The 26,239-nt window shown below is 72.4% G+C and carries 24 protein-coding genes and 1 pseudogene; 17 read left to right on the forward strand and 8 right to left on the reverse strand.

The window, feature by feature from the left end; all coding sequences use genetic code 11:
- The first annotated feature begins 139 nt into the window (after positions 1–139).
- The 13 genes from MID12_RS21080 to MID12_RS21140 all read left to right on the forward strand — a co-directional run bounded on the left by MID12_RS21080 (position 140) and on the right by MID12_RS21140 (position 14,715).
- Positions 140–1,459, forward strand: a complete 1,320-nt coding sequence (locus MID12_RS21080; protein ID WP_040252992.1) for a DUF6716 putative glycosyltransferase — start codon at positions 140–142, stop codon at positions 1,457–1,459.
- Between the two features lie 68 nt (positions 1,460–1,527).
- Positions 1,528–2,844, forward strand: coding sequence for an N-acylneuraminate cytidylyltransferase (locus MID12_RS21085; protein WP_263169865.1), 1,317 nt, complete (start codon positions 1,528–1,530; stop codon positions 2,842–2,844).
- 13 nt (positions 2,845–2,857) lie between these two features.
- The gene (locus MID12_RS21090) at positions 2,858–3,769 is read left to right on the forward strand and encodes an N-acetylneuraminate synthase family protein (protein ID WP_040252996.1); all 912 of its coding nucleotides are present in this window, start codon (positions 2,858–2,860) and stop codon (positions 3,767–3,769) included.
- A gap of 24 nt (positions 3,770–3,793) precedes the next feature.
- Complete coding sequence (locus MID12_RS21095; RefSeq protein WP_263169868.1) at positions 3,794–4,972, forward strand: hypothetical protein; 1,179 nt, start codon at positions 3,794–3,796, stop codon at positions 4,970–4,972.
- 186 nt (positions 4,973–5,158) lie between these two features.
- Entirely contained in the window at positions 5,159–6,466 is a 1,308-nt protein-coding gene (locus MID12_RS21100; RefSeq protein WP_040252999.1) for an amidohydrolase, read from the forward strand.
- A gap of 332 nt (positions 6,467–6,798) precedes the next feature.
- Positions 6,799–7,851, forward strand: coding sequence for a BMP family protein (locus tag MID12_RS21105; RefSeq protein ID WP_040253002.1), 1,053 nt, complete (start codon positions 6,799–6,801; stop codon positions 7,849–7,851).
- Between the two features lie 193 nt (positions 7,852–8,044).
- Positions 8,045–9,625, forward strand: coding sequence for an ABC transporter ATP-binding protein (locus MID12_RS21110; RefSeq protein WP_052482510.1), 1,581 nt, complete (start codon positions 8,045–8,047; stop codon positions 9,623–9,625).
- Positions 9,622–10,749, forward strand: coding sequence for an ABC transporter permease (locus tag MID12_RS21115; protein ID WP_263169871.1), 1,128 nt, complete (start codon positions 9,622–9,624; stop codon positions 10,747–10,749). The genes MID12_RS21110 and MID12_RS21115 overlap by 4 nt, the downstream gene beginning before the upstream one ends.
- Position 10,750: 1 nt before the next feature.
- Positions 10,751–12,040, forward strand: a complete 1,290-nt coding sequence (locus tag MID12_RS21120; protein WP_263169873.1) for an ABC transporter permease — start codon at positions 10,751–10,753, stop codon at positions 12,038–12,040.
- The gene (locus tag MID12_RS21125; RefSeq protein ID WP_040253011.1) at positions 12,037–12,444 is read left to right on the forward strand and encodes a cytidine deaminase; all 408 of its coding nucleotides are present in this window, start codon (positions 12,037–12,039) and stop codon (positions 12,442–12,444) included. The genes MID12_RS21120 and MID12_RS21125 overlap by 4 nt, the downstream gene beginning before the upstream one ends.
- Before the next feature lie 169 nt (positions 12,445–12,613).
- A complete protein-coding gene (locus tag MID12_RS21130; RefSeq protein WP_040253013.1) occupies positions 12,614–13,900 on the forward strand; it encodes a thymidine phosphorylase in 1,287 nt (428 codons plus the stop codon).
- A gap of 153 nt (positions 13,901–14,053) precedes the next feature.
- Positions 14,054–14,308, forward strand: a complete 255-nt coding sequence (locus tag MID12_RS21135) for a hypothetical protein (RefSeq protein WP_040253016.1) — start codon at positions 14,054–14,056, stop codon at positions 14,306–14,308.
- Positions 14,305–14,715 carry a type II toxin-antitoxin system VapC family toxin gene (locus MID12_RS21140; protein ID WP_040253019.1) on the forward strand — a complete coding sequence of 137 codons (411 nt, stop codon included), beginning with the start codon at positions 14,305–14,307 and terminating at the stop codon, positions 14,713–14,715. Before MID12_RS21135 ends, MID12_RS21140 begins: the two co-directional genes overlap by 4 nt.
- 20 nt (positions 14,716–14,735) lie before the next feature.
- Here the strand turns inward: MID12_RS21140 and MID12_RS21145 are convergent, their stop codons facing one another.
- Positions 14,736–15,803, reverse strand: coding sequence for an AEC family transporter (locus MID12_RS21145; RefSeq protein ID WP_263169882.1), 1,068 nt, complete (start codon positions 15,801–15,803; stop codon positions 14,736–14,738).
- Positions 15,804–16,015: 212 nt separating this feature from the next.
- Here MID12_RS21145 and MID12_RS32305 point away from each other — a divergent pair.
- A pseudogene (locus MID12_RS32305) lies at positions 16,016–16,180 on the forward strand (hypothetical protein); the annotation flags it as partial.
- A 39-nt stretch (positions 16,181–16,219) separates the two neighbouring features.
- Here the strand turns inward: MID12_RS32305 and MID12_RS21155 are convergent.
- Together MID12_RS21155 and MID12_RS21160 are read right to left on the reverse strand one after the other, a co-directional pair.
- Positions 16,220–17,236, reverse strand: coding sequence for a sigma-70 family RNA polymerase sigma factor (locus MID12_RS21155; RefSeq protein WP_263169883.1), 1,017 nt, complete (start codon positions 17,234–17,236; stop codon positions 16,220–16,222).
- A 274-nt stretch (positions 17,237–17,510) separates the two neighbouring features.
- Positions 17,511–18,908 carry an MFS transporter gene (locus tag MID12_RS21160; RefSeq protein ID WP_040253025.1) on the reverse strand — a complete coding sequence of 466 codons (1,398 nt, stop codon included), beginning with the start codon at positions 18,906–18,908 and terminating at the stop codon, positions 17,511–17,513.
- A 62-nt stretch (positions 18,909–18,970) separates the two neighbouring features.
- Between MID12_RS21160 and MID12_RS21165 the strand changes: the two genes are divergently transcribed.
- Positions 18,971–20,014, forward strand: coding sequence for a LysR family transcriptional regulator (locus tag MID12_RS21165; RefSeq protein WP_263169888.1), 1,044 nt, complete (start codon positions 18,971–18,973; stop codon positions 20,012–20,014).
- Between the two features lie 229 nt (positions 20,015–20,243).
- On the opposite strand, the gene MID12_RS21170 is transcribed toward MID12_RS21165, so the two are convergent.
- Positions 20,244–21,023 (reverse strand): alpha/beta hydrolase, encoded by a 780-nt coding sequence (locus MID12_RS21170; protein WP_263169891.1) that lies wholly within the window; start codon positions 21,021–21,023, stop codon positions 20,244–20,246.
- Between the two features lie 116 nt (positions 21,024–21,139).
- Here MID12_RS21170 and MID12_RS21175 point away from each other — a divergent pair, with 116 nt between their 5' ends.
- Complete coding sequence (locus tag MID12_RS21175; RefSeq protein WP_263169893.1) at positions 21,140–22,294, forward strand: adenosine deaminase; 1,155 nt, start codon at positions 21,140–21,142, stop codon at positions 22,292–22,294.
- Positions 22,295–22,417: 123 nt separating this feature from the next.
- The gene (locus MID12_RS21180) at positions 22,418–22,885 is read left to right on the forward strand and encodes an ATP-binding protein (protein WP_263169895.1); all 468 of its coding nucleotides are present in this window, start codon (positions 22,418–22,420) and stop codon (positions 22,883–22,885) included.
- 81 nt (positions 22,886–22,966) lie between these two features.
- On the opposite strand, the gene MID12_RS21185 is transcribed toward MID12_RS21180, so the two are convergent.
- The 4 genes from MID12_RS21185 to MID12_RS21200 form a co-directional block, all read right to left on the reverse strand.
- Positions 22,967–23,170, reverse strand: a complete 204-nt coding sequence (locus MID12_RS21185; RefSeq protein ID WP_040253032.1) for a PspC domain-containing protein — start codon at positions 23,168–23,170, stop codon at positions 22,967–22,969.
- 87 nt (positions 23,171–23,257) lie between these two features.
- Entirely contained in the window at positions 23,258–23,818 is a 561-nt protein-coding gene (locus MID12_RS21190) for a VanZ family protein (protein ID WP_040253034.1), read from the reverse strand.
- Between the two features lie 150 nt (positions 23,819–23,968).
- On the reverse strand, positions 23,969–24,595 hold the full coding sequence (locus MID12_RS21195; RefSeq protein ID WP_263169898.1) for a hypothetical protein: 627 nt from the start codon (positions 24,593–24,595) through the stop codon (positions 23,969–23,971).
- Positions 24,592–26,214, reverse strand: a complete 1,623-nt coding sequence (locus MID12_RS21200; RefSeq protein ID WP_411576988.1) for a sensor histidine kinase — start codon at positions 26,212–26,214, stop codon at positions 24,592–24,594. The genes MID12_RS21195 and MID12_RS21200 overlap by 4 nt, the downstream gene beginning before the upstream one ends.
- Between the last annotated feature and the right edge of the window lie 25 nt (positions 26,215–26,239).

Below are 26,239 nucleotides of genomic sequence, written 5' to 3' on the forward strand. Positions count from 1 at the left end.
AACGACACGTGCCAGATCGGTGAACCTAGGGGTGTTTTGCGCCGACTCGGGACTGATTTTCGGCCCGTTGACCCACTGTTAACCGTTTGTTGCCCCGAGATTCGGGCAGGGCTTCATCTTGCTTCCTACTGTCTGAGGCGTGCCAGGAAGTACCACCACCTCCCAGTCCTCTCTGCGGGTCGCCGTGCTCGCGGATTCCGATACTCGGTGGAAATGGGGCGCCCTCACCGCGCACCGCATCGTGACGGACAGCAGGCTCAGCGGCTTCCTCCTGCGTGGGCGGGCCACCCCGACTCCACGCCAACTCCAGGAAGTTGGTGTCACCGCGGACTCACTCGCCGAGGTCACGGCGGTCGAGTTCCTCAAGGAGATGGAACGCGACGCGGAGGAGTACGACGTCGTCGTGCTCGCCCTCGTCGGCGGAGCCGTCCAGGCCATGCTGCACGGACTGGCCCGTGCCTGGAAGGGTCGTGCAGAACGTCCGGTGGTCGTCACCGGTTATGTAGGCGTGGTCTACGAAAAGCTCGCCGACGGTCTGCTGCTGCGGCACGGCGCCGACCTGGTACTCGCCAACTCCCGCCAGGACGCGGAGCGTTTCCGCGCCGTCTACCGGGGGGTGGGCGCCGACGCCTCCGGGGTCACCGAGACCGCGCTGCCCTTCCTCGGCGGCGCCGAGTACACCGAGAGCGATCCGTACACCGTGGTCTTCGCGGCCCAGCCGTCCGTCCCGGACAACCGCAGGGACCGCATGTACCTCCTCGAACGGATGGTGCAGCACGCCAGGCTGCACCCCGAGCGCGAGGTGCTGCTCAAGCTGCGCAGCCGCCCCGGTGAGCACACCACGCACATCGAGGAGCTGCCGTACCAGAGGCTCGCACAGCGGATCGAAGGGGGACTTCCGTCCAACTTCCGCCTGGTGTACGGCAATATGGGGGAAGTTCTCGACCGTACCGACCTCCTGGTGACCGTCAGTTCCACCGCCGCGCTCGAATCGCTGCACCGGCGCATCCCGACCGTCGTCCTCACCGACAACGGAGTGCGCGAGGCGCTCGGCAACCACCACTTCATCGGCTCCGGATGCCTGGCCTCCTGGGACGAGCTGGACGCCGGGCACCAGCCCGCGCCGGATCCGGTGTGGGTCTCCCGGCAGGGCGTCGCCGCCGAGGGGGGGTACGAGCGGGCCTTCGACGAGGCCCGCGACCGGGTCCGGGAACTGCTCACCGCCGACTCCCTGCCGCCGATCAGCCCCTACTACACCCTCGCCACCGCGCCTGGTTATCTGCCGGGCATCCTCGCCCGGCACCACCTGGACCGGGACGGTTCGCCGCTGCCCGGTGCCCCCGGGGCCGACAAGGACCCGGGCCCGGTACGGCAGATCGTGCGCCGGGCGGCCCGTGGCGCGTATCGCCACGGCGTACAACGTGTGGCTCCCGTCATCCGTCGTATGGGTGAGCTGTGAACACGCCCGGCGACCAGGCCGCCCCGCCCGCCGGCGGTTCGCACCGACTGCCCCCTGAAGGAGCATCCATGACCCACCAGGAAGCGGGTTCGCCTGCGCCGGCACGCCGTGTGCTCGCGGTCATCCCCGCCCGTGGCGGATCCAAGGGCGTGCCCGCGAAGAACCTCGCCCCGGTCGGCGGCGCGCCCCTGGTCGCCCGCACCGTGCGGGAGTGCCGCGCCGCCCGCCTGGTCACCGATGTCGTGGTCTCCACGGACGACCAGTCCATCGCCGCCGCGGCCCGTGAGGCCGGTGCCGAGGTGGTCATCCGCCCGGCGGCCATCGCGGGCGACACCGCCACCAGCGAGGCGGCCGTCCTGCACGCCATGGACGCCCACGAGGAGCTGCACGGCGCGCGGGTGGACGTGGTCCTCCTGGTGCAGTGCACCAGCCCCTTCATCCTGCGCGAGGACATCGACGGCGTGGTCGGGGCCCTGGTGGAGGGCGGCGCCGACACCGCGCTGACCGTCGCCCCCTTCCACGGCTTCGTCTGGCGCGACGCCGCCGACGAGCCCGCGGGCATCGCCGCCGAACAGGACGAGCGGGGCGAGCGGGAGGAGCGGGCGACGAGCGGGGGCGGCACCACCCGGCTCGCCAACTCGACCGCCACCGAGGGCGGTTACGGCGTCAACCACGACAAGTCCTTCCGGCCGCGCCGCCAGGACCGCCCGCAGGACCTGCTGGAGACCGGCGCCGCCTACGCCATGGACGCGCTCGGCTTCCGCAAGCACAACCACCGCTTCTTCGGGCACACCGAACTCGTGCGCACCGACCCCGCACGCGTCCTGGAGATCGACGACCCGCACGACCTGGCCCGCGCCCGCGCGCTGGCCCCGCTCTTCGACGCGGAGCGGCCCGGCGCGCTGCCGGCCCGCTCGGACGTGGACGCGGTCGTCCTCGACTTCGACGGCACCCAGACCGACGACCGGGTGCTGATCGACTCCGACGGAAAGGAGTTCGTCTCCGTGCACCGCGGCGACGGACTCGGCATCGCGGCCCTGCGCAAGGCGGGCCTGAGGATGCTCATCCTCTCCACGGAGCAGAATCCGGTCGTCGCCGCTCGCGCACGGAAGCTGCGGATCCCCGTGCTGCACGGCATCGACCGGAAAGACCTCGCGCTGAAGCAGTGGTGCGAGGAACAGGGCATCGCGCCCGAGCGCGTGCTCTACGTCGGCAACGACGTCAACGATCTGCCGTGCTTCAGCCTCGTCGGCTGGCCGGTAGCGGTTGCGAGCGCACACGACGTGGTGCGCGGAGCCGCACGCGCCGTCACCACCCTGCCCGGTGGTGACGGCGCCATCAGAGAGATTGCCGCCTGGATTCTCGGCCCCTCCCTCGATAGCTAAGGAAAGTACCATCATGAGCTCCAACACCCGCCTGCGCAGCTTCGGTTCCCGCACCGCCGGACCGGGCCAGCCCGTGTACGTGACCGGTGAGATCGGCATCAACCACAACGGCGAGCTCGACAACGCCATCAAGCTGATCGACGTGGCCGCCGCCGCCGGCTGCGACGCCGTCAAGTTCCAGAAGCGCACCCCGGAGATCTGCACCCCGCGCGACCAGTGGGACATCGAGCGCGACACCCCCTGGGGCCGGATGACCTACATCGACTACCGGCACCGCGTCGAGTTCGGCGAGGAGGAGTACCGCGCCATCGACGAGCACTGCAAGGAGCGCGGGATCGCCTGGTTCGCCTCCCCGTGGGACACCGAGGCCGTCACCTTCCTGGAGAAGTTCGACCTCCCGGCGCACAAGGTGGCCTCCGCCTCGCTCACCGACGACGAGCTGCTGCGCGCCCTGCGCGCCACCGGCCGGACCGTCATCCTGTCCACCGGCATGTCCACCCCGAAGCAGATCCGGCACGCCGTCGAGGTGCTCGGCAGCGACAACATCCTGCTCTGCCACGCCACTTCGACCTACCCGGCCAAGGCCGAGGAGCTGAACCTGCGCGTGATCAACACCCTCCAGGACGCGTACCCGAACGTCCCGATCGGCTACTCCGGCCACGAGCCCGGCCTCCAGACCACGCTGGCCGCCGTCGCCCTCGGCGCCACCTTCGTCGAGCGCCACATCACCCTGGACCGCACCCTGTGGGGCTCCGACCAGGCCGCCTCGGTGGAGCCGCAGGGCCTGGAGCGCCTGGTCCGCGACATCCGCGTCATCGAGACCGCCCTCGGCGACGGCGTCAAGAAGGTCTACGAATCGGAGCTGGGCCCGATGAAGAAGCTGCGCCGCGTCCCCGGTGTCGTCGCCGAGGCCGAGCAGGGCTGACGGCCGGGTAGCAGCCACACACCGATGAGTTCCCGCGTCGGGCCGCACGGCGGTCCCACCCTCGCCTTCGTCGAGAGCCCCGTCCAGCTGCTGAACGTCCTGGAGTGGGCGCACACGGCGGTGCCCACCACGCTCGACGACCGCCCGCGCCCGGACACGCCCCCCGCGGGCGTGGCGGGGCCGGACGGCAGCCCGGCCGGGAACCCACCGGTGACCCCTCCCTACGAGGACTTCACCGTCGTCGTCCTCTCCCCGCTCGACCCCATGACCCGCGGCCAGCTGCGGCGCATGGCGGAACTCGCCAGCAGCGAGGGCTGCACGGTCCGCTGGGAGGAGGCGCGCGGCGGCGCCAGCGCGCCCTTCCAGACCATCGGCGGGTTGACCCCGCTGCTGCGCCAGGCCGAGCGGATCGTCATCGGCGACCCCTTCTCGCGCTACGTGCAGCTGCTGCTGACCCTGACCAAGGTCCGGGACATCGTGGTGGTGGACGACGGCACCGCGACCATGGAGTTCATCACCCAGCTCGCCGAGGGGGAGCGGCTGGTGCGCTGGCACCGCAGGGGCGGCCGGCCCAGCGCGCGCGACCTGGCCTTCGGTCCGGTCTCGCGGGCGGCGAGGCGGCGGCTCACCCCGAGCGAGGGGCGCCGGGTCGAGGTCTTCTCCTCGATGCCGATCGACTCGGCCCCCGAGGGCGTGCACCTGAGCGCCAACGACTTCGGCTGGACCCGCTCCCGCTTCGGCCCGCCCCGCCTCACCCAGGGCGCCGACCTGGTCGGCACCTCCCTGGTGGAGACCGGGGTGGTGGACCTGGACCGCTATCTGGTGGCGGTCGCCGAGCTGAGCGCCGCCCACCAGGCCACCCGCTACTTCGCGCACCGCCGCGAGAGCACCGAGAAGCTGCACCGGCTCTCCGCCGAGACCGGCCTGGAGATCGTCCGCCCGGACCTGCCGCTCGAACTGATCGCCCGGCGTGGCCCGATCGGGCGTACGATCCTCAGCTTTCCCTCGACCGTGGTGCACACCCTGCCGCTGGCCCTCGCGGGCACCGAGGTGCGGGTCGCCGTCTGCGACATCGACCCCGCCTGGCTGACCGCGCACGCCTCGCCCCGCGCGCAGGGCTTCCTCTCCGGGGTGACCGGCAGCGCCCGGGACGTCCAGCGGCTCGGCCCGGCCCCGGCCTCACCCGGCACGGCCGCGGGATGACGCTCCGTACGCACCGCGGCGGGCCACGGACCGAACGTCCGTGAGGCAAACCAGACGACATACCCGCCGTATGTGGTGATCACGCCTGCGGCGGGGAAATTTCTCTGAGCAATACGGCTGAAGAATCGTTCCACGCCACTCGGAGGCCCCCTTCGGCGCCGTATCCTGCCAAGGGTGAGCCACGTGATGCCGTACGAGTCAGAAGGTGACCTGCCCGAGGCGGAACCGCTGTCGGGCCTGCTCGGACTGCCGGGCCTGCCCGGGCTGCTCGGTGAGGAGCTCTTCGCCGAGCTGGTCGCCTTCCGGCGTGACCTGCACATGCACCCCGAACTGGGCAACCAGGAGGTGCGCACCACCGCCGCGCTCAAACACCGGCTGGAAAGAGCCGGTCTCAAGCCGCACGTACTGAGCATGGGCACCGGCCTCATGTGCGACATCGGGGACATGGCCACCCAGTCCGGCGCCGGGGCGCCCCTGGACGGCATCGAGACCGAGCTGGGCGCGGGCGGCGCGCGGCGGATGCTCGCGCTGCGCGCCGACATCGACGCGCTGCCCATCCCGGACACCAAGACGGGCTGCGCCTACCGCTCCACCGAGCCCGGCCGCGCCCACGCCTGCGGGCACGACGTGCACACCGCGGTGGTGCTCGGCGCCGGTCTCGTCCTCGCCGAGCTGGACCGCAGGGGCGAACTCCCGCACCCGGTGCGGCTGATCTTCCAGCCCGCCGAGGAGGTGCTGCCCGGCGGCGCCCCGGACGCCATCGAATCGGGTGTCCTCGAAGGCGTCGGGCGGATCCTCGCGGTGCACTGCGACCCCAAGGTCGACGCCGGGAAGATCGGGCTGCGCCGCGGCGCCATCACCTCGGCCTGCGACCGCCTGGAGATCACCCTGGACGGCGCCGGCGGCCACACCGCCCGCCCGCACCTGACCACCGACCTGGTCACCGCCGCCGCCCGGGTCGCCACCGAGGTGCCCACCCTGGTCGGGCGCCGGGTGGACGCCCGCTCGGGCCTCGCGGTCACCTGGGGGCGCATCGAGTCCGGCCACGCCTGCAATGTGATCCCGCAGCACGCCGAGCTGTCCGGGACCGTCCGCTGCCTGGACCTGGACACCTGGCGGCAGGCGCCGGACCTGGTGCACGCGGCGGTCGACGAGATCGCGGGCATGTACCGGGCCAAGAGCCAGATCAACTACGTCCGCGGGGTGCCGCCCGTGGTCAACGAGACGGCCGCCACCGAGCTGCTGCGCCGGGCCATGACGGCACGCCGCGGCCCCGACGCGGTGGAGAGCACCACCCAGAGCCTCGGCGGCGAGGACTTCTCCTGGTATCTGGAGCGGGTGCCCGGCGCGATGGCCCGGCTCGGGGTGCGCCGCCCGGACGACCGCATCGCGCGCGATCTGCACCAGGGCGACTTCGACGCCGACGAGTCCGCGATCCGGGTCGGCGTGGAGCTGTTCACCGCGGCCGCCCTCCTCGACGGGCAGCAGCGCTGAGTGGTCTCTCGTGCACGGGGCGTCCCGAGGGTGGGGCGGGGCGCTCCGCGGACCGGCTCCGGGGCTGGTTTCCGGGCCGGTTTCCGGCCACCGGCGAGAGGTTTTCCCCAGGCCGTGCCGATGTCCGCCGACCGGCGTAGCCTGGCTCCGCCACCTCTCGTAGGTTGCGCGTTCAGGACCCGTTCGCGTCGATACGGTAACGGCTGCGAATAGGGTCTGGCGAGGAAATCTACGCGCGTTACGATGCGGCGAAACTCTGCGCCACTCGTCCGAGCGGCGCGCATCCGCAGAGCGCCGGCTAAGGCGCTTAGGTCAGGTCTAAGGAGCCTCCCTTGCGCCGGGTAGCGAAGATTTCTGCCGCGTGTATGGCCAGCGCCGCACTGGCACTTTCCGCCACCGCGTGTGGCAGCACATCCTCCGAGAAGGAGGACTCGGGCTCGGACTCGGGCAAGGGCGGGGTCAAGGTCGGTCTGGCCTTCGACGTCGGCGGCCGGGGCGACCACTCCTTCAACGACTCCGCGGCCCGCGGTGCCGACAAGGCCAAGAAGGATCTCGGCGCCGAGCTGAAGGAGCTCACCGCCAAGACCTCGGACACCGAGGCCGACCGGGTCCAGAAGCTCACCGACCTCGCCGACGCGGGCTACAACCCGATCGTGGGCGTCGGCTTCGCGTACGCCGGTGCCGTCAACAAGGTCTCCGCGAAGTACCCGGACACCACCTTCGGCATCGTCGACTCGGTCGTGGACCAGAAGAACGTCGACAGCATCGTCTTCACCGAGGAGCAGGGCTCCTACCTCGCGGGTGTGGCCGCGGCGCTGAAGACCAAGAAGAACCACGTCGGCTTCATCGGGGGCAACGACAACCCGCTGATCAAGAAGTTCGAGGCGGGGTACGTCCAGGGCGTCAAGGACACCGACCCCAAGATCAAGATCGACCGCCAGTACCTCAGCCGCGGCAACGACACCTCCGGCTTCACCAGCCCGGACAAGGGCGAGTCGGCCGCCGAGGGCATGCTCGACCGGGGCGCCGACGTGGTCTACACGGCCGCGGGCAACTCCAACACCGGCGCCATCGAGGCCGCCGCGGGCGTCAAGGGCGCCTGGGCGATCGGCACGGACTCCGACCAGTACGCCGTCCCGGCGCTGGCCAAGTTCAAGCACGCGATCCTCTCCTCGATGCTGAAGAACGTCGACATCGGCGTCTACGACCTGGTGAAGTCCGTCAAGGACGGCAAGCCGAAGACCGGTGTCAGCTCCTACGCCCTCAAGGACAAGGGTGTGGCGCTGGCGACCTCCGGCGGGTACCTGGACGACATCGAGGCCAAGCTCGACGCGGCGGAGAAGAAGATCGTCGCCGGCGACATCAAGGTCAAGACCACCCCGTGACACCAGTCGGGCGGGGCTCGCAGGAGCCCCGCCCGCCGGTGGCGGCATCCGGCTCGGCGAGGGCGGCGCACGCCGACGCGCCGAGCCATAACAATGTGTCAACTCTACGCGGGTAGCGCGGAGTTGCCGCGCTAGCGTCGCCGACGCCAGACCCTCCGTACTCCTCCGCTCCTTCTCCCGAGGAGAGTGCACCATCAAAGCGTCCGAGCCCGAAGTCAGTACCCCGGCCGTCGAATTGAGCGGCATCACCAAGCGCTTCCCCGGCGTCGTCGCCAACCGCGACATCGACATCACCGTCCACCGGGGCACCGTGCACGCCCTCTGCGGTGAGAACGGCGCCGGGAAGTCCACCCTGATGAAGATCCTCTACGGCATGCAGAAGCCGGACGAGGGCACCATCACGGTCGACGGCGAGCAGGTCTCCTTCGCCACCCCGGCCGACGCCATCGCGCGCGGCATCGGCATGGTCCACCAGCACTTCATGCTGGCCGACAATCTGACGGTCCTCGAGAACACCGTCCTCGGCGCGGAGAAGCTGCACGGCATCGGGGCGAAGGCCCGCCGCAGAATCAAGGAGATCTCCGAGGCGTACGGGCTGAACATCCGCCCGGACACCCATGTCGAGGAGCTCGGCGTCGCCGACCGGCAGCGCGTGGAGATCCTCAAGGTGCTCTACCGCGGCGCCCGCACGCTGATCCTCGACGAGCCCACCGCGGTCCTCGTACCGCAGGAGGTGGACGCGCTCTTCGACAACCTGCGGGAGCTCAAGTCCGAGGGCCTGACGGTCATCTTCATCTCGCACAAGCTCGGCGAGGTGCTCTCCGTCGCCGACGAGATCACCGTCATCCGGCGCGGCACCACGGTCGGCACCGCCGACCCCCGCTCGACCACCGCCAAGCAGCTCGCCGAGCTGATGGTCGGCAGCGAGCTGCCCTCGCCGGAGACCGAGGAGTCCACGGTCACCGACCGCCCGATGCTCACCGTCGAGGGCCTGCGCCTGACCCAGACCGACCTCGACGGCGTCGAGCGCGTCATCCTCGACGACATCTCCTTCACCATCCACCAGGGCGAGGTCCTCGGCATCGCCGGAGTGGAGGGCAACGGCCAGTCCGAACTGGTCGAGGCCGTCATGGGCATGCGCGACCCGGGCAGCGGACACATCCGCCTGGACAAGGACGACATCACCCATGTCGCCACCCGCAGGCGCCGCGAGGAGGGCGTCGGCTACATCCCCGAGGACCGCCACCGGCACGGGCTGCTCCTGGAGGCACCGCTCTGGGAGAACCGCATCCTCGGCCATGTCACCGAGCGCCCCAACAGCAAGGGCGGGCTGCTCGACCTCCGCGCCGCCCGCGCCGACACCGCGCGCATCGTCGCCGCCTACGACGTACGCACCCCCGGCATCGAGGTCACCGCGGCCTCGCTGTCCGGCGGCAACCAGCAGAAGCTGATCGTCGGCCGGGAGATGAGCCACCGGCCCAAGCTGCTCATCGCCGCGCACCCGACCCGCGGCGTGGACGTCGGCGCGCAGGCGCAGATCTGGGACCAGATCCGCGAGGCCCGCCGCGAGGGCCTCGCCGTCCTGCTGATCTCCGCCGACCTCGACGAGCTGATCGGCCTGTCCGACACGCTGCGGGTGATGTACCGCGGCCGGCTCGTCGCCGACGCCGACCCCACGACCATCACCCCCGAGGAGCTCGGCTCCGCCATGACGGGTGCCGCCGCCGGCCACCTGGAGCACGTGGACGACTCGCCGGAGGACGAGGCCCGATGAAGAAGTACACCTCCCGCTTCGACAAGGAGCGGCTGTTCCTCGGAATCGCCGCCCCGCTGCTCGCGATCGTCGCCGCGCTCGTGGTCACCGCCCTGGTGATCCTCGCGACCGGCAAGAATCCCGGGCCCGCCTTCAACGACATGCTGACCTACGGCACCGCCAGCGACAGCCAGGTCTACATCCTCAACAAGGCGACCACGTACTACCTCGCGGGCGTCGCGGTGGCCATCGGCTTCCGGATGAACCTGTTCAACATCGGTGTGGACGGCCAGTACCGCCTCGCGGCCTTCATCGCCGCGGCGCTCGGCGGGGCGCTCACTCTGCCGGGCATCGTCTCCATCCCGCTGATCATCCTGTGCGCGATGGCGGTCGGCGCGCTCTGGGCGGCCATCGCGGGCGTGCTCAAGGTGACCCGCGGGGTCAGCGAGGTCATCTCGACCATCATGCTGAACTCCATCGCCACCGCGGTCATCGCCTATCTGCTGCAGCCCGGCCGCCTCGGCGAGCTGGACCGCGCCGGGACCAAGGTCTCCACCGAACCGCTGCCCTCGGGCTCGCAGTTCTTCCTCTTCGACACCGGCGCGGCCGGTGAGCTGTGGGGCTTCATCGTCGTCTCGGCCGTCGTCGGCGTCCTGTACTGGTTCATCCTCGGCCGCACCCGCTTCGGCTTCGACCTCCGTACGGTCGGCATGTCCGAGTCGGCTGCCTCCGCCAGCGGGGTCGGCGTCAAGAAGATGATCGCGACCAGCATGATCCTCTCCGGCGCGGTCGCGGGCCTGATCGGCATGCCGACCCTGCTCAACGACAGCCACGAGTTCAGCAACGACTTCCCCGGCGGCATCGGCTTCACCGGTATCGCCATCGCGCTGCTCGGCCGCAACCACCCCATCGGCATCGCCCTCGGCGCCATGCTCTGGGGCTTCCTGGAGCGCACCACCAACCACCTCGAATTCCAGGGCTACGACAAGGAGATCCTCGGCGTGATCCAGGGCGTCATCGTCCTGTGCGTCGTCATCGCCTACGAGGTCGTACGCCGCTACGGCATCAAGCGGCAGCAGCAGCGCGTGGGTGCCGAACTCGCCGCCCAGGCCTCCGGCCCCGTCAAGAAGCAGGAGGTGGCGTGAGATGACCGCCACGATGACCGACGTCCCGCCTCCCGCGGCTCCCAAGGTCAAGGGAAGCGGCGGCCCGCGCTCGCGCAGCACGCTCACCCGCGCCCTGCTCTACACCTTCTTCGGACTGCTGCTGCTCTCCCTGGTCCGGGTGATCACCGACGCGGACCAGCTCACCTCCGCCGGGCAGATCGCCGCCTCGCTCGGCCTCGCGGTGCCCATCGGCCTCGCGGCGCTCGCCGGACTCTGGTCCGAGCGGGCCGGCGTCATCAACATCGGCCTCGAAGGCATGATGATCCTCGGCACCTTCGGCGCCGGCTGGCTCGGCTGGCAGACCAGCCCCTGGCTCGGCCTGCTCTGCGGCATCGGCTTCGGCGTGATCGGCGGGCTGATCCACGGCCTGGCCACCATCACCTTCGGCGTCGACCACATCGTCTCCGGTGTGGCCATCAACCTCCTCGCCCTGGGCGCCACCCAGTACCTCGCGAAGATCTTCTTCGCCGGGGGCGAGGCGCAGGCCAAGGGCGGCAACCCCAAGCAGTCGCCGTCCTCCGAGGCGCTGCCCGACTTCAGCGTGGCCGGGATCTCCGACGGGCTCAGCTCGATCGAGAAGCACCACTGGTTCTTCGTCTCCGACCTCGCCGGGATCCTCGGCGGCCTGGTCACCGACCTGTCCGTGGTGACGATCATCGCGGCGCTGCTCGTGGTCGCCACCTGGTGGGTGCTCTGGCGGACCTCCTTCGGCCTCCGGCTGCGCTCCTGCGGCGAGAACCCGATCGCCGCCGAGTCGCTCGGCGTCAACGTCTACACCTACAAGTACGCGGCCGTGGCGGTCTCCGGCGGCCTCGCCGGACTCGGCGGCGCCTTCCTCGCCCTGGTGACCTCGCACATCTACCTGGAAGGCCAGACCGGCGGCCGCGGCTACATCGGCCTCGCCGCCATGATCTTCGGCAACTGGCGGCCGGGCGGACTCGCCATGGGCGCGGGCCTGTTCGGCTTCTCCGACGCCCTCCAGCTGCGCAACGGCGGCACCGTCGTCCACGCCCTGCTGCTCCTGCTGTTCATCCTGCTCGTGCTGCTCGCGGCCTGGAAGGGCTACCGCAAGGCCTGGCTCCAGTGCGGGCTCTCGGCGCTCACCGCCGCCGCCGTCCTCGTCTGGTACCTGACCACCGACGAGGTGCCGAGCGACTTCGTCGGCGCCACCCCGTACTTCGTGACGCTGCTCGTGCTCTCGCTGTCCGCGCAGCGCCTGCGGATGCCACGGGCCAACGGCATGCGCTACCACAAGGGGCAGGGCAAGTGACCGCCTCCCCGCAGGCCGCCGAGGCCGACTGGGAGGCGCTGCGGGAGGCGGCGCGCGAGGCGATGTCCCATGCCTACGCGCCGTACTCCGGCTTCCCGGTCGGTGCCGCCGCCCGCGTCACGGACGGCAGGGTCGTGGTCGGCTGCAACGTCGAGAACGCCTCGTACGGGCTCGGGCTCTGCGCGGAGTGCGGCCTCATCGCCCAGCTGCGGCTGACCGGCGGCGGGCGGCTGACCCACTTCACCTGCGTGGACGGGCGGGGCGCGGTGCTGATGCCGTGCGGCCGCTGCCGCCAGCTCCTCTTCGAGTTCGGCGGCCCCGAACTCCTCCTGGAGACCGCCTCCGGAATCCGCTCCCTGGCCGAGATGCTGCCGGACGCCTTCGGCCCGGACCAGCTCGACTGACCCCGCCTGCCGGTCAGTCGGGCCGACCTGGCACGGCCGACCGGTTCGGCCGACCGGCCCGACCGGCCCGACCGGGGGCGGCTTCCACTCACCCGGCCCGCCTCGCCCCCACCGGCGGAGGCGGGCCCCGCACTTCCCGCACGCACCACTCACCGAGGACAGACAGACCATGGACGTCATCTCCGTCATCCGCACCAAGCGCGACCGCGGCGCCCTCACCGACGAGCAGATCGACTGGGTCATCGACGCCTACACCCGGGGCGCGGTCGCCGACGAGCAGATGTCGGCGCTCGCCATGGCGATCCTGCTCAACGGCATGGACCGCCGGGAGATCGCCCGCTGGACCGCCGCGATGATCGCCTCCGGCGAGCGCATGGACTTCTCCCCGGCCTCCGGCATCACCCGCCCCACCGCCGACAAGCACTCCACGGGCGGCGTCGGCGACAAGATCACCCTGCCGCTCGCCCCGCTGGTCGCCGCCTGCGGCGCGGCCGTGCCCCAGCTCTCCGGCCGCGGCCTCGGCCACACCGGCGGCACCCTCGACAAGCTGGAGTCCATCCCCGGCTGGCGGGCCGCGCTCTCCAACGAGGAGATGCTCTCCGTCCTCGGCTCCACCGGCGCGGTCATCTGCGCGGCGGGCGACGGCCTCGCCCCGGCCGACAAGAAGCTGTACGCGCTGCGCGATGTCACCGGCACCGTGGAGGCCATCCCGCTCATCGCCTCCTCGATCATGTCGAAGAAGATCGCCGAGGGCACCGGCTCCCTGGTCCTCGACGTGAAGGTCGGCACCGGCGCCTTCATGAAGACCCTGGAGGACGCCCGCGAACTCGCCGCCACCATGGTCGGCCTCGGCACCGACCACGGCGTGCGCACCGTGGCCCTGCTCACAGACATGTCCACCCCGCTCGGCCTGACCGCGGGCAACGCCCTCGAAGTGCGCGAGTCCGTCGAGGTCCTGGCGGGCGGCGGCCCGGCCGACGTGGTCGAGCTGACCCTCGCCCTCGCCCGCGAGATGCTCGACGCCGCCGGGCTCCCGGACGCCGACCCCGCGCGCGCGCTCGCCGACGGCTCCGCCATGGACGTCTGGCGCCGGATGATCTCCGCCCAGGGCGGCGACCCGGACGCCCCGCTCCCCGTCGCCCGCGAACAGCATGTCGTCACCGCCCCCGCCACCGGGGTCCTCACCCGCCTCGACGCCTACGGCATCGGCGTCGCCGCCTGGCGCCTCGGCGCCGGCCGCGCCCGCAAGGAGGACCCGGTGCAGTCCGGCGCCGGCATCGAACTCCACGCCAAGCCCGGCGCCCGCGTCACCGCCGGCCAGCCCCTCCTGACCCTCCACACGGACACCCCCGAACGCTTCCCCTACGGCCTCGAATCCCTGACCGGCGCCTACGACATCGAGCCGGACGGCACCGCCTTCACGGCCCAGGGAATCGTGCGGGAGCGGGTGGCCTGAGGGGGCGGGGGCCGGGACTCGGCGCCCGGGCATCATCGGAGACGGGAGCGGAACGCCCTCGCCCGACGATCGGGACGTACCGGCCCTTCTTCCCGTTCGTGCCCCCTCCGCCGTCCTCGGACCGATCGTGCGGAAGACGTCTAGACTGACGCCATGAGCATTGCTCACGACCACTATCCAGAGCTTCACCGGCTCATCGACCAACTGCGGCCCGACCAGGCCGAAGCGGTTCGTTCCGTCGTGCTCCACCTCGTGGTGGACAACACCGGGATCACCGAGAACGCGGCCGAGGAGCCTCCGGCGCGTCGGCGGCGGCTGTCCTTCGCGGGCTCCCTCGAAGCGGAGCCCGACCTGGCCACGCGGTCGTCCGAGATCCTCCGTGAAGGACTGGGCGGCACCGGTCGGTGATCATCTGCGACACGGGCCCGATCGTCGCCGCCTTCAACGCCAAGGACGACCGTCACACCGACTGCCTCCGGGTGCTCGAAACACATCCTGGGCCCCTGCTCGTCCCGGGACCGATCCTGACCGAGGTCTGCTATCTCCTGGAGACCCGGGCAGGCACGCGTGCGGAGGGGCAGTTCCTCCGTGCGCTGGAGACCGAGGAACTCAGTCTCGTGGCGCTGACCTCACAAGACCTCTCGCGCATGGTGGAGTTGGTCGAGCAGTACGAGGACCTGCCGCTCGGCGCGGCTGATGCCTCTGTCGTCGCTGTCGCGGAACGCCTTGGCGTGCACGAGGTCGCGACCATCGACCACCGGCACTTCCGGGTGATCCGCCCTCGCCACTGCCCCGCGCTGACGCTCCTGCCCTGAAGGGGGCCTCAGCCCATCCCTCACCCCAGCACCGCCGCCACCCCCACCATCACCGGGGCCGAGGCCAGGGTGGAGAGCAGGATCGACTCCCGGGCCAGGCGTTCGCCGACCTGGTAGCGGGAGGCGTAGGTGAACATGTTCTGGGCGGCGGGCAGGGCGGCGACCACCACGACCTGGAGCAGCGCTTCGCCGTCGAGGCCGAAGACCTCGGCGGCCAGGAACCAGGCGAGCAGGGGCTGGCCCACCGACTTCAGGGCGGTGGAGAGCAGCACCGGGAGGCGGTCGGGGCCGGGGCTGCCGGGGAGGCTGCTGCCGCGGAGCGAGATGCCGAGGGCGAGCAGGACGGCGGGGATGGACATGTTCCCGATCAGGGCCACCGGGTCGCCGAGCGGTCCCGGCACCGACCAGCCGGTGGCGGCCACCGCGACCCCGGCGAGCGAACTGAGCGCGAGCGGATTGCGCAGCGGGGTGGTCAACCGCTTCCACAGCGGGTCCTTGCCGCCGGAGCCGGAGCCGGAGCCGGAGCCGGAGCCGGAGCCGGAGTCGGAGCCGGGCTCGGAGTTCGTATCCGAACCGGCCTCCGTCCCGCCGCCGGGCCCGGACCCCGGTCCCGCTCCCGAACCGAGCCCCACCTCTGCCCCCGCTCCCGAGCCCGACAGATCGAGCACGGTCAAGGCGAGCGGCGTGACCAGGATCTGCTGGAAGAGGAGGACCGGTGCGATCAGGGAGGCGTCGCCGAGGACGTAGGCGGCGATCGGGATGCCGAGGTTGCCCGCGTTGAGGTAGCTGGAGCAGAGCGCGCCGATGGTGGTGCGGCCCACTCCCCAGCCGCGCAGGGCGCCCACCGCGACGAAGACCCCGGCGGTGGCGGCCGTGCACAGGGCCGTGATCAGCAGGCGCCCGGAGAGGATCACCGAGAGGTCGGCCCGGGAGAGCGTGGTGAACAGCAGGGCCGGGGTGGCGACATGGAAGGCGAGGCGGGTCAGTACCTCGGGGCCGTTCTCGCCGAGGTGGCCGCGGCGTCCGATGAGGTAGCCGACGGCGATCACCACGGTGATCACCGCGAAGCCGCTCAGTACGCCCTGCACCGCGCCCCCTGTCCGCTGCCGTCACGGGAAGGGGGCGGGGGTATCGGCGTACACGGCATGGCGACAGCCTCCTCGGCGGGGCTCGCCCGGGTCAATGTGATCTCCGCCGGGGCGGGCGGGGGCGCCGAGGATGCCGATGAGTTCGGTACGCGGGTGGGGTCTACCGGGGCGTGGATGCGAGGACACCGGAGGTGCTGGTCCTGCGCGGCGAGGTGGGCCGGGCGGAGCTGGCGCGGCTCTGCGCCGAGGTACGGCTGCGGCTCGCCGCGGGCGCGGACGGGGTGGTGGTCTGCGATGTCGCCCGGTTCGACGCCCGCGGGGTGGGCGCCGTGGACGTACTGGCGCGGCTTCAGCTCACCGCGCGCCGGGCCGGGGGGCGGATCAGCCTGCGCGGACCCGCCCCGGGGCTGCGGGCGCTACTGGAGCTGACCGGACTGCTCGGCGGCCGCGGCATCGGCTTCGAGCCGGGTGGGCAGCCCGAAGAGCGGGAACCAACGGGCGGTGTCCAGGAAGGAGTTGAGCCCGGTGATCCGGCCTCCTGAGATCTCGATGACCTGGAGCGCCCAGGCCTCGTGGCCGCTGCCGCTCTCGCTCGGGCGGTACTGGCCGAAGGCCGGGGTGCCGTTGGCCGCGGTCGCCACCAGGCGGGAGCCGCGGCAGCCGGCGCCGGAGCCCAGCATCCAGGCCTGGATCTCGGTGTGCCCCTGGAGCCACAGGTCGTAGGGCGGCATGGACAGGACCGCGTCCTCGTGGAGGAGGGCGGTCAGCTCCTTCATGTCGTAGCCCTCGAAGGCGCGGACGTACCGCTCCAGGAGCTTCTGCTGGTCCTCGTCCATCGGGTCGGCGGCGTCGCTGTCCTTGACGCCGGTGGCGGCGAGGGTGGCGCGGGCGCGCTGCAGGGCGCTGTTGACCGAGGCGACGGAGGTCTCCAGGAGCTCCGCGCACTCGGCGGCCCGCCAGGCGAGCACCTCGCGCAGGATCAGCACGGCGCGCTGCTTGGGCGGCAGGTGCTGGAGGGCGGCGACGAAGGCGAGGCGCACCGACTCGCGGGCGACGGCCGCCTCCGCGGGATCGGCGCTGCCGCCGGGCAGCACCCGGCCGTCCGGGACGGGCTCCAGCCAGGTCGGCTCGGAGCGCTCCTTGAGGACGGCGGTGGCCGCGGTCTGGGGGGCGGTGAGGTCCATCGGGCGGGCCCGGCGGTTGCCCGCGTTCAGCATGTCCAGGCAGACGTTGGTGGCGATGCGGTAGAGCCAGGAGCGCAGGGAGGAGCGGCCCTCGAAGCGGTCGAAGCTGCGCCAGGCGCGCACCATGGTGTCCTGCACCGCGTCCTCGGCCTCGAAGGAGGAGCCCAGCATGCGGTAGCAGTAGCCCGTCAGCTCGATCCGGTACTCCTCAAGCCGGAGGTCGAGATCGCTCGTCGCCGTCTGTGTCATCACCCACACACCCCTGGTGGCCCTGCCGCCACCCGAGCGGCGGCGGCACACTCACGGAAGCTAGCGGACCCCACTGACAATGGCCCCTGCAACGGCCTCTGGGGGGAGAAATCCCCTCATGCAGTGCTTCCTGCCCCGATACTCCCGCTCCGCGCGGCCCGGGGCGAGTCCTCGGGACGCAGGGTCCGCGGCGCGGGACGCAGGGTGAGCAGGACGGCTCGTACGGAGGGGAGTTCGGGCCGTACGGACGAGGCCGCCCGGATCCCGCGAGGGCTCAGGTCCCGCCCGCCGCGAGGCGTTCGGCGCGGGCCGCGCGGGTGCCGAGCAGGGTGAGCGTGACCACGCCGAGCAGGGCGAGGAGGCCGAAGCCGACGGTGCCGGGCCAGCCGCCCGCGCGGAAGGCGACGGCGCCGAGGGTGCTGCCCGCGCTGGAGCCGATGTAGTACGCGGAGGTGTACAGCGCCGAGGCCTGCGCGCGGCCGTGCACGGCGGTCCTGCTCACCGCGGAGGAGGCCACCGCGTGGCCGGTGAAGAAGCCGGCCGTGATGAGCACCAGGCCGAGCAGCACCAGCGGCAGCGAGGGCGCGAGGGTGAGCAGCAGGCCCCCGGCGGCCGTACCGCCGCCCAGGTAGAGGGCGCCGCGCCGCCCGAGGCGGTCCACCAGGCGTCCGGCGGCGGCCGAGGCCCCGGTGCCGACCAGGTAGATCAGGAAGACCGAGCCGACCAGGCCCTGCGGGAGGGAGAAGGGCGCCTCGCTGAGCCGGTAGCCGATCACCGTGTAGCTCGCGCCGAAGACCGCCATGAACAGCGCGCCGATCGCGTACAGCCGCCGCAGCAGCGGGTCGCCCAGGTGCCCGCGGACCGTGCGGGCCAGCGCGCGGGCGGCGAGCGGGGCCGGGGTGAAGTGGCGCGGGGCGGGGAGCAGGGCGCGGAAGGCCAGGGCGCAGAGGACGGCGAGGGCGCCGATCACGCCGACCGCCACCCGCCAGCCCCACAGCTGGGCCGCCCAGCCGCCGACCACCCGGCCGCTCATGCCGCCGATGCTGTTGCCCGCGACGAAGAGCCCGATCGCCGCCACCAGGGCCCGCGGCCTGACCTCCTCGGCGAGGTAGGCCATCGCCGTGGCGGGCAGCCCGGCGAGGGCCGCGCCCTGGACGGCCCGCAGCGCGACCAGGGCGCCGAGGCTCGGCGCGAAGGGCACCAGGAGACCGACGGCGACCGCGACCGCCAGCGAGCCGGTCATCAGGGTCCGCCGCCCGTACCGCTCGGAGAGCGCGCTCAGCGGCAGTACGCACAGGGCGAGGGCGCCGGTGGCCGCCGAGACCGACCAGCTCGCGGCGGACTCGGTGACGCCGAAGTCCGCGGAGATCAGCGGCAGCAGGGCCTGGGTGGTGTAGAGCAGGGCGAAGGTCGCGATGCCCGCGAGGAACAGGGCGAGGCTCATCCGGCGGTAGCCGGGGCCGCCCGGGGTGAGGCGGGCCGCCTCCTCGGCGGACTCGGCGGACTCGGCGGGCCCGGTGGTCTCGGCGATCTCGGCGCTCCCGGCGGACTCGGTGGCCGCATCCGCCCCGGCGCTCCCGGGACCGGTGCGGGCGGGAGCGGTCGTGGTCGGGGCGGCGGGGGCGAGGGCGTCCGGTGCGGTGCCGGGCGCCCGGCTACTGGCGGGGAGCATGCCTAGAACGTAGGCAGCCCGGGCTCATGCGTCCAATGCGGGAAAACCCGATAATCGATGCCATGGAGCATGAGCAGAGGCCAGTCGGGCGCGAGGGCGCGCACAGCCGCCGGAAAGAGCGCGCGGATCCCGGCCCCGGAAACGGCGGGGAGGGCGCCGCCCCCGAGGCCCCGCCCGGTTCCGCCGTCGCCCTGGACCCGGAGTCCTGGCCGGCGCTGCTCGCCCCGCGCCTCGCGCAGTTCGCCGCGGTGGCGCGGGCCGAGCATGTCACCCGGGCCGCCGAGGAGTTGGGGATGCCGCAGTCCACGCTCTCCCGGGCGCTGGCCCGGCTGGAGGCGGACCTCGGGATCTCCCTCTTCGCGCGCCGGGGCCGCGCCCTCGCCCTGACCGTCGCGGGCCGCGCCTTCCTCGGCTCCGTGGAGCGCGCGCTCGGCGAGGTCGAGCGGGCCGCCGAGGAGGTGCGCGCGGACGCCGACCCCGCCGCGGGGAAGGTCGCCTTCGGCTTCCTGCACACCATGGGTCCCGAGACGGTGCCCGGGCTGCTGCGCGCCTTCCGTGCCGAGCATCCGAGGGTCCGCTTCAGCCTGGTGCAGACCTACGGGGAGGCGATGATCGAGCGGCTGCGCGCGGGCGAACTCGACCTCTGTCTGACCGCGCCCGTACCGGCCGCCCCCGACCTGGTCGCGCGCCGCCTCGACGAGCAGCGGCTCTTCCTCGTCGTGCCGGAGGACCACCGCCTCGCCGGGCGCCGCCGGGTCCGGCTCGCGGAGGCCGCCGAGGAGACCTTCGTGACCCTGGAGCCCGGCTACGGGCTGCGCCGGATCACCGACGAGCTGTGCGGACAGGCCGGTTTCCGGCCCCGGGTGGCCTTCGAGGGCGAGGAGACGGAGACCCTGCGCGGACTGGTGGCGGCCGGGCTCGGGGTCGCCCTGCTGCCGCCACCGGCCTTTGCCCGCCCGGGACTTGCCGACCTGGCGGTGACCGCCCCGCGGGCCGTACGGGAGATCGGCGTCGCCTGGCTGGACGGCCACCCGGACACCCCGCCGGTGGCCGCCTTCAAACGCTTCCTGCTCTCGCGGCGGGGGCGACTGCTGCCGCGGTCCTGAGTGCGCGTCAGTTCGCGTACGGACAGGGGTGGTTGGGGCGGTGCGCGCAGGGGGCGGCTGGTCTCACCTTCCGCCCGGACGGAGGGCGTACGCTCACTCGCCCCGGACGGGTGGTCGCCGCCCGTGCCAGGGGCGGCGGAACTCAACTTCCGGCCGGGCACTGGGCGTACGCTCCCTCACCCCGCAAGTCGACCCGGATACAGGCCACTTCAAGGTCTGCGCGCCCCGCTCACTTCCGCCGGGCCTTGTCGAGGGACTTCCCGAAGCCCGCCGCGAGCGGCATCCGCAGGCCCAGGGGCGGCGGGGCCGCCAGGGCGTCCTGGACGGGGCGGGAGAAGGCGTGGCCGAAGAGGGTGCCGAGGACGAAGTCGGCCGCCAGGGCGAAGACTTCGCTGCGGTGCTGGGCCAGCCGGTGGCCGTCGGAGTGCACCTCGAAGCGGGCGATGTCGCGGTGGGCCTTCTTGGCGCGGGCCGCGAGGCGGAAGGAGAGCTCGGGGTCGGTGCGCTCGTCGTTGGTGCCGTGCACGATCAGGACCGTGCGGCCGTGCAGCTGCTTCACCGGCTCGGGGGCGGCGGCGACATCGTCCTCCGGGAGCCAAGGGGCCAGTGCGAAAACGGAGTTGACCGCCGGGTGGCCGCTCGCGTGCAGTGCGGCCCGGGCGCCCATGTCCACCCCGGCCAGGCAGACGGGGACGTCTCCGTAGCGGCGGCGTACCTCCTCGGCCGCCCAGTGCGCGTCCTGGGAGAGGTCGGCCTCGCTGCCGTTCCAGCCGCGGTTGCGGTAGTGGACCAGATGCGCGGCGAGCCCCTCGGCGCGGCCGGCCCGCGCCAGATGCCGTCCCATGCCGCGCATCCCGGAGGTGCGCAGCGCCGAGGGTTTTCGTGCGGAGACCGCCTCGCCGCCCGGCAGCAGCAGCACCACGCCGCTCACGGTGGAGGGCTCGGTTCCGATCGGAGCCGAGAGCCGCGCCGCACGGGCCGCCGTCGCTTGTGACTTGACTGAACCCATGGCAGAACAGTGTCAGAAGCGCTCCACGGCGCCACCCCTCTTGGCGATCACTGTTACGTATCGGCCGGAAAGCGCCCCCGGCGGTGATCTACGCGCGTAGGCGTTAGAGTGCGCAGATGACGAGCCAGACTTTCGCCGGACCGGGAGCCGAGCAGATCCGCCGCGCCCCGAAGGTACTGCTGCACGACCACCTCGACGGGGGCCTGCGCCCCGGGACGGTCGCCGAACTCGCCCGGGAGACGGGCTACACCGGCCTGCCGGAGACCGACGCCGACAAACTCGGCCTCTGGTTCCGCGAGGCCGCCGACTCCGGCTCCCTGGAGCGGTATCTGGAGACCTTCGCCCACACCTGCGCCGTCATGCAGACCAAGGACGCGCTGCGCCGGGTCGCCGCCGAGTGCGCCGAGGACCTGGCCGAGGACGGGGTGGTCTACGCGGAGGTGCGCTACGCCCCCGAGCAGCACCTGGAGCAGGGGCTCAGCCTCGAAGAGGTCGTCGAGGCGGTCAACGAGGGCTTCCGGGAGGGCGAGCGGATCGCCCGCGAGAACGGCCACCGCATCCGGGTCGGCGCCCTGCTCACCGCGATGCGGCACGCGGCCCGCGCCCTGGAGATCGCCGAACTCGCCAACCGCTACCGGGACTCGGGCGTCGTCGGCTTCGACATCGCGGGCGCCGAGGCGGGCTACCCGCCCACCCGGCACCTGGACGCCTTCGAGTACCTCAAGCGCGAGAACAACCACTTCACCATCCACGCGGGCGAGGCCTTCGGGCTGCCCTCGATCTGGCAGGCGCTCCAGTGGTGCGGCGCGGACCGGCTCGGGCACGGGGTGCGGATCATCGACGACATCGAGGTCGCCGAGGACGGCACGGTGCGCCTCGGGCGGCTCGCCTCGTACGTACGGGACAAGCGGATCCCGCTGGAGCTGTGCCCGACCTCCAACCTGCAGACCGGCGCCGCGGACTCCTACGCCGCGCACCCGATCGGGCTGCTGCGCAAGCTGCACTTCCGGGCCACGGTCAACACCGACAACCGGCTGATGAGCGGCACCAGCATGAGCCGGGAATTCGAGCACCTGGTCGGCACCTTCGGCTACACGCTCGACGACATGCAGTGGTTCACCGTCAATGCGATGAAATCAGCATTCATTCCTTTCGATGAACGACTGGCGATGATCAATGACGTGATCAAGCCTGGATACGCAGAACTCAAGTCCGAGTGGCTGTTCCGCCAAACCGCTGTGACCAGGGGTTCTGACTCCGAAGAGGGCTGATTCCGATAAACCGATCGCGGCAGGGGATTCGTTTCTCCGGCCGCGATTCGGTGTTTGCGGCCGGGTAATCGCCTCGATACGTTCTTGGACCGCTCAATTCCCCGTCGCAAGGACGCACTGAACATGAAGCAGTCTGCAGTCAAGACCCTCGGTGTCGCCGCCCTCGGCGCCGCATTCGCCGCCGTCGGCGCGGGTGCCGCCTCCGCCGCCCCGGCCACCCCGGACGCCCTCGGCACGGTCACCGGCGCACTCGACTCCGCCGAGGCGCCCAAGACCCTCCCCGCGGCCGGCGGCGTCAACAAGGTCCTCGGCGTGCCGGAGCAGGTCGCGGACGGCGTGGACTCGGCGGCTCCCGTGGAGCAGATCACCGAGGGCCTGGAGTCGACCACCGCCATGGCCGCGCGGGCGCAGCAGGCCCAGCGGGCGGGCCAGGGTCAGCAGGGCCGGCAGGACCAGCAGCGGGAGAGCGGCTCGCTGCTGCCCACCGGGGACTCCAGCCCGGTCGGCGGACTCCTCGGCGGGCTCCCGCTCGGCGGCGCCAGCTCCCCGGTCGGCGGCCTGCTCGGCGGTGGTCTGCCGCTGGGCGGCTGAGGCAGGAAGCGGCGAGGGGTTCCCGGCGGTGCCGGGAACCCCTCGGGTGCCCGCGTACCGTGCCGGTACGCGGGTCCCGGCTCACCAGGCTTCGCGGTGGGCCTTGCCCTCGCTCGGCAGGAAGACCCACAGGGCGAGGTAGAGCAGGAACTGCGGGCCGGGCAGCAGGCACGAGACGAGGAAGATCACTCGCATCGTGGTGGCGGAGGTGCCGAAGCGCTTCGCCAGCGCCGCGCAGACTCCGCCGATCATCCGGCCGTGGGTGGGGCGGACCAGGGCAGACATACCGGGCTCCTTCGCGTGCCGTCTTCGCGCCGCTCTCCGGCGCCGGGGGCCGGTCCCTGATGACCGGCTTCCTCTTCGAGGCTACGTTCAGGGCCGCCGCAGGGCGTCGCCCCAGGGAGCGAACTCGACCCTGGCAATCGTCGGGGTCGGACCCTGAGGGCCCGCCCCGGTGCCGTCCGCCCCGCTGCGGCGGCGCAGCCGGGCCCGCGCCCAGGGCACCACGGCCAGGTGCGTGACGACCACCCCGAGGGTGTTGAGCAGCAGCGAGTCGACGTCGACAACCTGACCGGGGATATAGGTCTGCAGCAGGCCGATCCACATGGAGACCAGGACTCCGGTGGCGGTGGTCCGCATCAGCGAGAAGAAGGGCGAGGCGTTCACCCGCCCGGCGATCAGCGGCAGCAGGAAGCCGAGCGGCGCCAGCATGAACAGGTCCTTGCCGACCCGGCGGAGCCCCGGCCACCAGCCCTGCGCGAAGTCCGCGCGGATCCCGGCCAGCGGGTGCAGATTGGGCGCGCTCACCCAGGCGACCTCCACCGGCCGCAGGGTGAGCCAGGCGACGACGAGCAGATGCGCGACCAGGAGGACGACTCCCGCCGCACGAAGTGGTACCGCGACGATTCCGCCGCCCGAGCCTTGACGCTGCACGACCTCAAGGACGAGAGACCGGGGCCGATCGGTTCCCGCTCCTGACGCCCGAGTCAACAGGGCGCGCGGGAAAAGACGCCGGAACGGTACGCGGACCGCCCCTCGCACCCCGTACGCCCCTCCCGCCCCGCCGTCGGAGCCGTACGGCCCTCAGTCCCGCTCGACCACGGTGTTCGGCGGCGCCTCCGTGCTCGGCCGGGAGCGGACCTCGGCCGGGCACTCGTAGCGGCGCAGCGGTTCGGCCTCGGGGCCGCCGAGGGTCACGCCGCCGCGGTCGTCCGCGGCGGCCGAATTGGCGTAGGTGCACACCAGTTGGGCCAGCGCGAAGGCCGAGAGGTCCTCGGGGGCGGTGCTCAGCCGCAGGGTGTCGGTGGGGTCGCCGGAGCGGGGGCCGCGCACGGTGAGACGGCGGATGTCGGTGGTGTACCCGACCTGGCGCTCGGTCGCCGAGGGCAGCCGCTCCAGCTGGTCGAGGAGCGCCCGGGCCACCCGCAGCCGGTCCGCGGAGGCCGGGCGCTCGGGGAGCTGCGCCGAGCGGTCGGCGAGGACCAGCTGGGAGGCGCACACCAGGAAGATCTGGACGGGAATGCCGTCCTCGGCGGAGCGGGCCCCGGTCTCCGGCGCGGACAGCGTGCAGGAGGCCCGGGAGGGCGCGGCGCCGTAGTCGGTGGGCACCTCGGTGGGGCGGATCCCGCAGCCGGCGAGGAGCGCGCCGAGGACCCCGGCGAGGGTGGCGGCCGCCGTGGTGCGCAGCCGGGGCAGAACTCGCGTACTCATTTCTCCTCGCCCTCGCCCGGTGCCTCGCCGGTGGCGTCCGGGCGGTCGGTGTCGTCCGTGTCGGCCGGGGCCCCGGATCCGGGGTCCTCGGGCGCGGGCTCGCTGTCCCGCGGCAGCCGCAGGGTGAAGACGGCGCCGCCCTCGGGGGAGTTGGCCGCGGTGATCTCGCCGCCGTGGATGTGCGCGTTCTCCAGGGCGATGGAGAGGCCGAGGCCGCTGCCCTCCGAACGCGGCCGGGAGGCGCTCGCCTTGTAGAAGCGGTCGAAGACGTGCGGCAGGACGTCCTCGGGGATGCCGGGGCCGTGGTCCTGCACCTCGATGATCACGTCCTTGCCGCCGTCCCGGGTGTCCGGGTGCACCGAGACCCGCACCGGCGAACCGCCGTGCTTGAGGGCGTTGCCGATGAGGTTGGCGAGGATCACGTCGAGGCGGCGCGGGTCGATGCGGGCCATGATGCCGCGCTCCGCGTCGAGTTCGACGGCGTCCAGCCAGGCGCGGGCGTCGATGCAGGCGGTGATCTGGTCGGCGATGTCCACGTCGTCGCGTACCAGGCGGGCCGTACCGGCGTCGAAGCGGGTGACCTCCATCAGGTTCTCGACGAGGTCGTTCAGGCGCCGGGTCTCGCTGACCACCAGGCGCACCGCGGGCTCGATCATCGGGTCCACGCTGCCGGTCTCCGCGTCGAGTTCCTCCTCCAGGACCTCGGTCACCGCGGTGATCGCGGTCAGCGGCGTACGCAGCTCGTGCGACATGTCCGCCACGAACCGCCGGGAGGCCTCGTCCCGCGCGCTCATGTCGGCGACGCGTTTCTCCAGGGCCTCCGCGGCGCGGTTGAACGTCCGTGACAGCTCGGCGAGTTCGTCGGTGCCGGAGACCCGCAGCCGGGTGTCGAGCTTGCCCTCGCCGAGGCGCCGGGCCGCGGTGCCCAGCCGGTGCACCGGCTTCAGCACGGTGGTCGCGGCGGCCTGCGCGAGCAGGGCCGCGCCGATCAGCGCGAGCGCGGTGGCGATCCCCAGCGACCAGGCGAGCGAGTCCAGGTCCTTGGCCTCGGGTTCGAGGGACTTGAGCATGTAGCCGGTCGGCCCGCCGCCGATCACCCGGGCGCCGCCGATGAGGTACGGGGTCCCGCCCTCCTCGGTGCGCTGCCAGTACAGGTGGTACGGGGCGGAGTTGTGCTCCCCGCTCGGCTGCCTGCGGTCCACCGCCTCGCGCAGCGGGCGCGGCACGTCGGCGAGGGTGAACCGGTCCAGGTCGGAGTTGCCGACCACCGTGTTGCCGTCCTCGTCCTGCGCGATGAGCAGCACGCTGAAGTGCTGCCCGGTGCCCGCCATCAGGCCCGCGGTGTGCTGGAGTTCGGCCTGCGTCGGGTTGGTGGGCAGGGCGCCCGCGCGGTTCTGCATCTCCTGCTGGAAGTCGCCGAGCGCGGCGTCCTGGGCACGGGTGAGCACGGCCTCGCGGTTCAGCCAGTAGGCGATGCCGGAGGCGAGCACCGCCGCGGTCAGCGCGACCAGCGCGAAGACCACGACCAGGCGCAGCCGCAGGCTGGTCAGGCGCAGCCCCGCCATGAGTGCCCGGCGCGCGGCGGTCCAGCCGCGCCGTTCGTCCTGCGCTTTCGTCACGTGCGCGGGCCGCCCGCCGCGGACA

The organism is Streptomyces sp. SCSIO ZS0520 (genome assembly GCF_025643355.1).
In the GTDB taxonomy this organism is placed as follows: Bacteria; Actinomycetota; Actinomycetes; order Streptomycetales; family Streptomycetaceae; genus Streptomyces; species Streptomyces physcomitrii.

What these genes read in the sequence shown, in the direction of transcription:
- MID12_RS21195 (WP_263169898.1), bottom strand. Translation starts at nt 24,595, where the DNA reads ATGAGTACGCGAGTTCTGCCCCGGCTGCGCACCACGGCGGCCGCCACC.
- MID12_RS21155 (WP_263169883.1), bottom strand. Translation starts at nt 17,236, where the DNA reads ATGACACAGACGGCGACGAGCGATCTCGACCTCCGGCTTGAGGAGTAC.
- MID12_RS21185 (WP_040253032.1), bottom strand. Translation starts at nt 23,170, where the DNA reads ATGTCTGCCCTGGTCCGCCCCACCCACGGCCGGATGATCGGCGGAGTC.
- MID12_RS21165 (WP_263169888.1), top strand. Translation starts at nt 18,971, where the DNA reads ATGGAGCATGAGCAGAGGCCAGTCGGGCGCGAGGGCGCGCACAGCCGC.
- MID12_RS21115 (WP_263169871.1), top strand. Translation starts at nt 9,622, where the DNA reads ATGAAGAAGTACACCTCCCGCTTCGACAAGGAGCGGCTGTTCCTCGGA.
- MID12_RS21100 (WP_040252999.1), top strand. Translation starts at nt 5,159, where the DNA reads ATGCCGTACGAGTCAGAAGGTGACCTGCCCGAGGCGGAACCGCTGTCG.
- MID12_RS21130 (WP_040253013.1), top strand. Translation starts at nt 12,614, where the DNA reads ATGGACGTCATCTCCGTCATCCGCACCAAGCGCGACCGCGGCGCCCTC.
- MID12_RS21175 (WP_263169893.1), top strand. Translation starts at nt 21,140, where the DNA reads ATGACGAGCCAGACTTTCGCCGGACCGGGAGCCGAGCAGATCCGCCGC.
- MID12_RS21160 (WP_040253025.1), bottom strand. Translation starts at nt 18,908, where the DNA reads ATGCTCCCCGCCAGTAGCCGGGCGCCCGGCACCGCACCGGACGCCCTC.
- MID12_RS21170 (WP_263169891.1), bottom strand. Translation starts at nt 21,023, where the DNA reads ATGGGTTCAGTCAAGTCACAAGCGACGGCGGCCCGTGCGGCGCGGCTC.
- MID12_RS21085 (WP_263169865.1), top strand. Translation starts at nt 1,528, where the DNA reads ATGACCCACCAGGAAGCGGGTTCGCCTGCGCCGGCACGCCGTGTGCTC.
- MID12_RS21090 (WP_040252996.1), top strand. Translation starts at nt 2,858, where the DNA reads ATGAGCTCCAACACCCGCCTGCGCAGCTTCGGTTCCCGCACCGCCGGA.
- MID12_RS21120 (WP_263169873.1), top strand. Translation starts at nt 10,751, where the DNA reads ATGACCGCCACGATGACCGACGTCCCGCCTCCCGCGGCTCCCAAGGTC.
- MID12_RS21135 (WP_040253016.1), top strand. Translation starts at nt 14,054, where the DNA reads ATGAGCATTGCTCACGACCACTATCCAGAGCTTCACCGGCTCATCGAC.
- MID12_RS21180 (WP_263169895.1), top strand. Translation starts at nt 22,418, where the DNA reads ATGAAGCAGTCTGCAGTCAAGACCCTCGGTGTCGCCGCCCTCGGCGCC.
- MID12_RS21095 (WP_263169868.1), top strand. Translation starts at nt 3,794, where the DNA reads ATGAGTTCCCGCGTCGGGCCGCACGGCGGTCCCACCCTCGCCTTCGTC.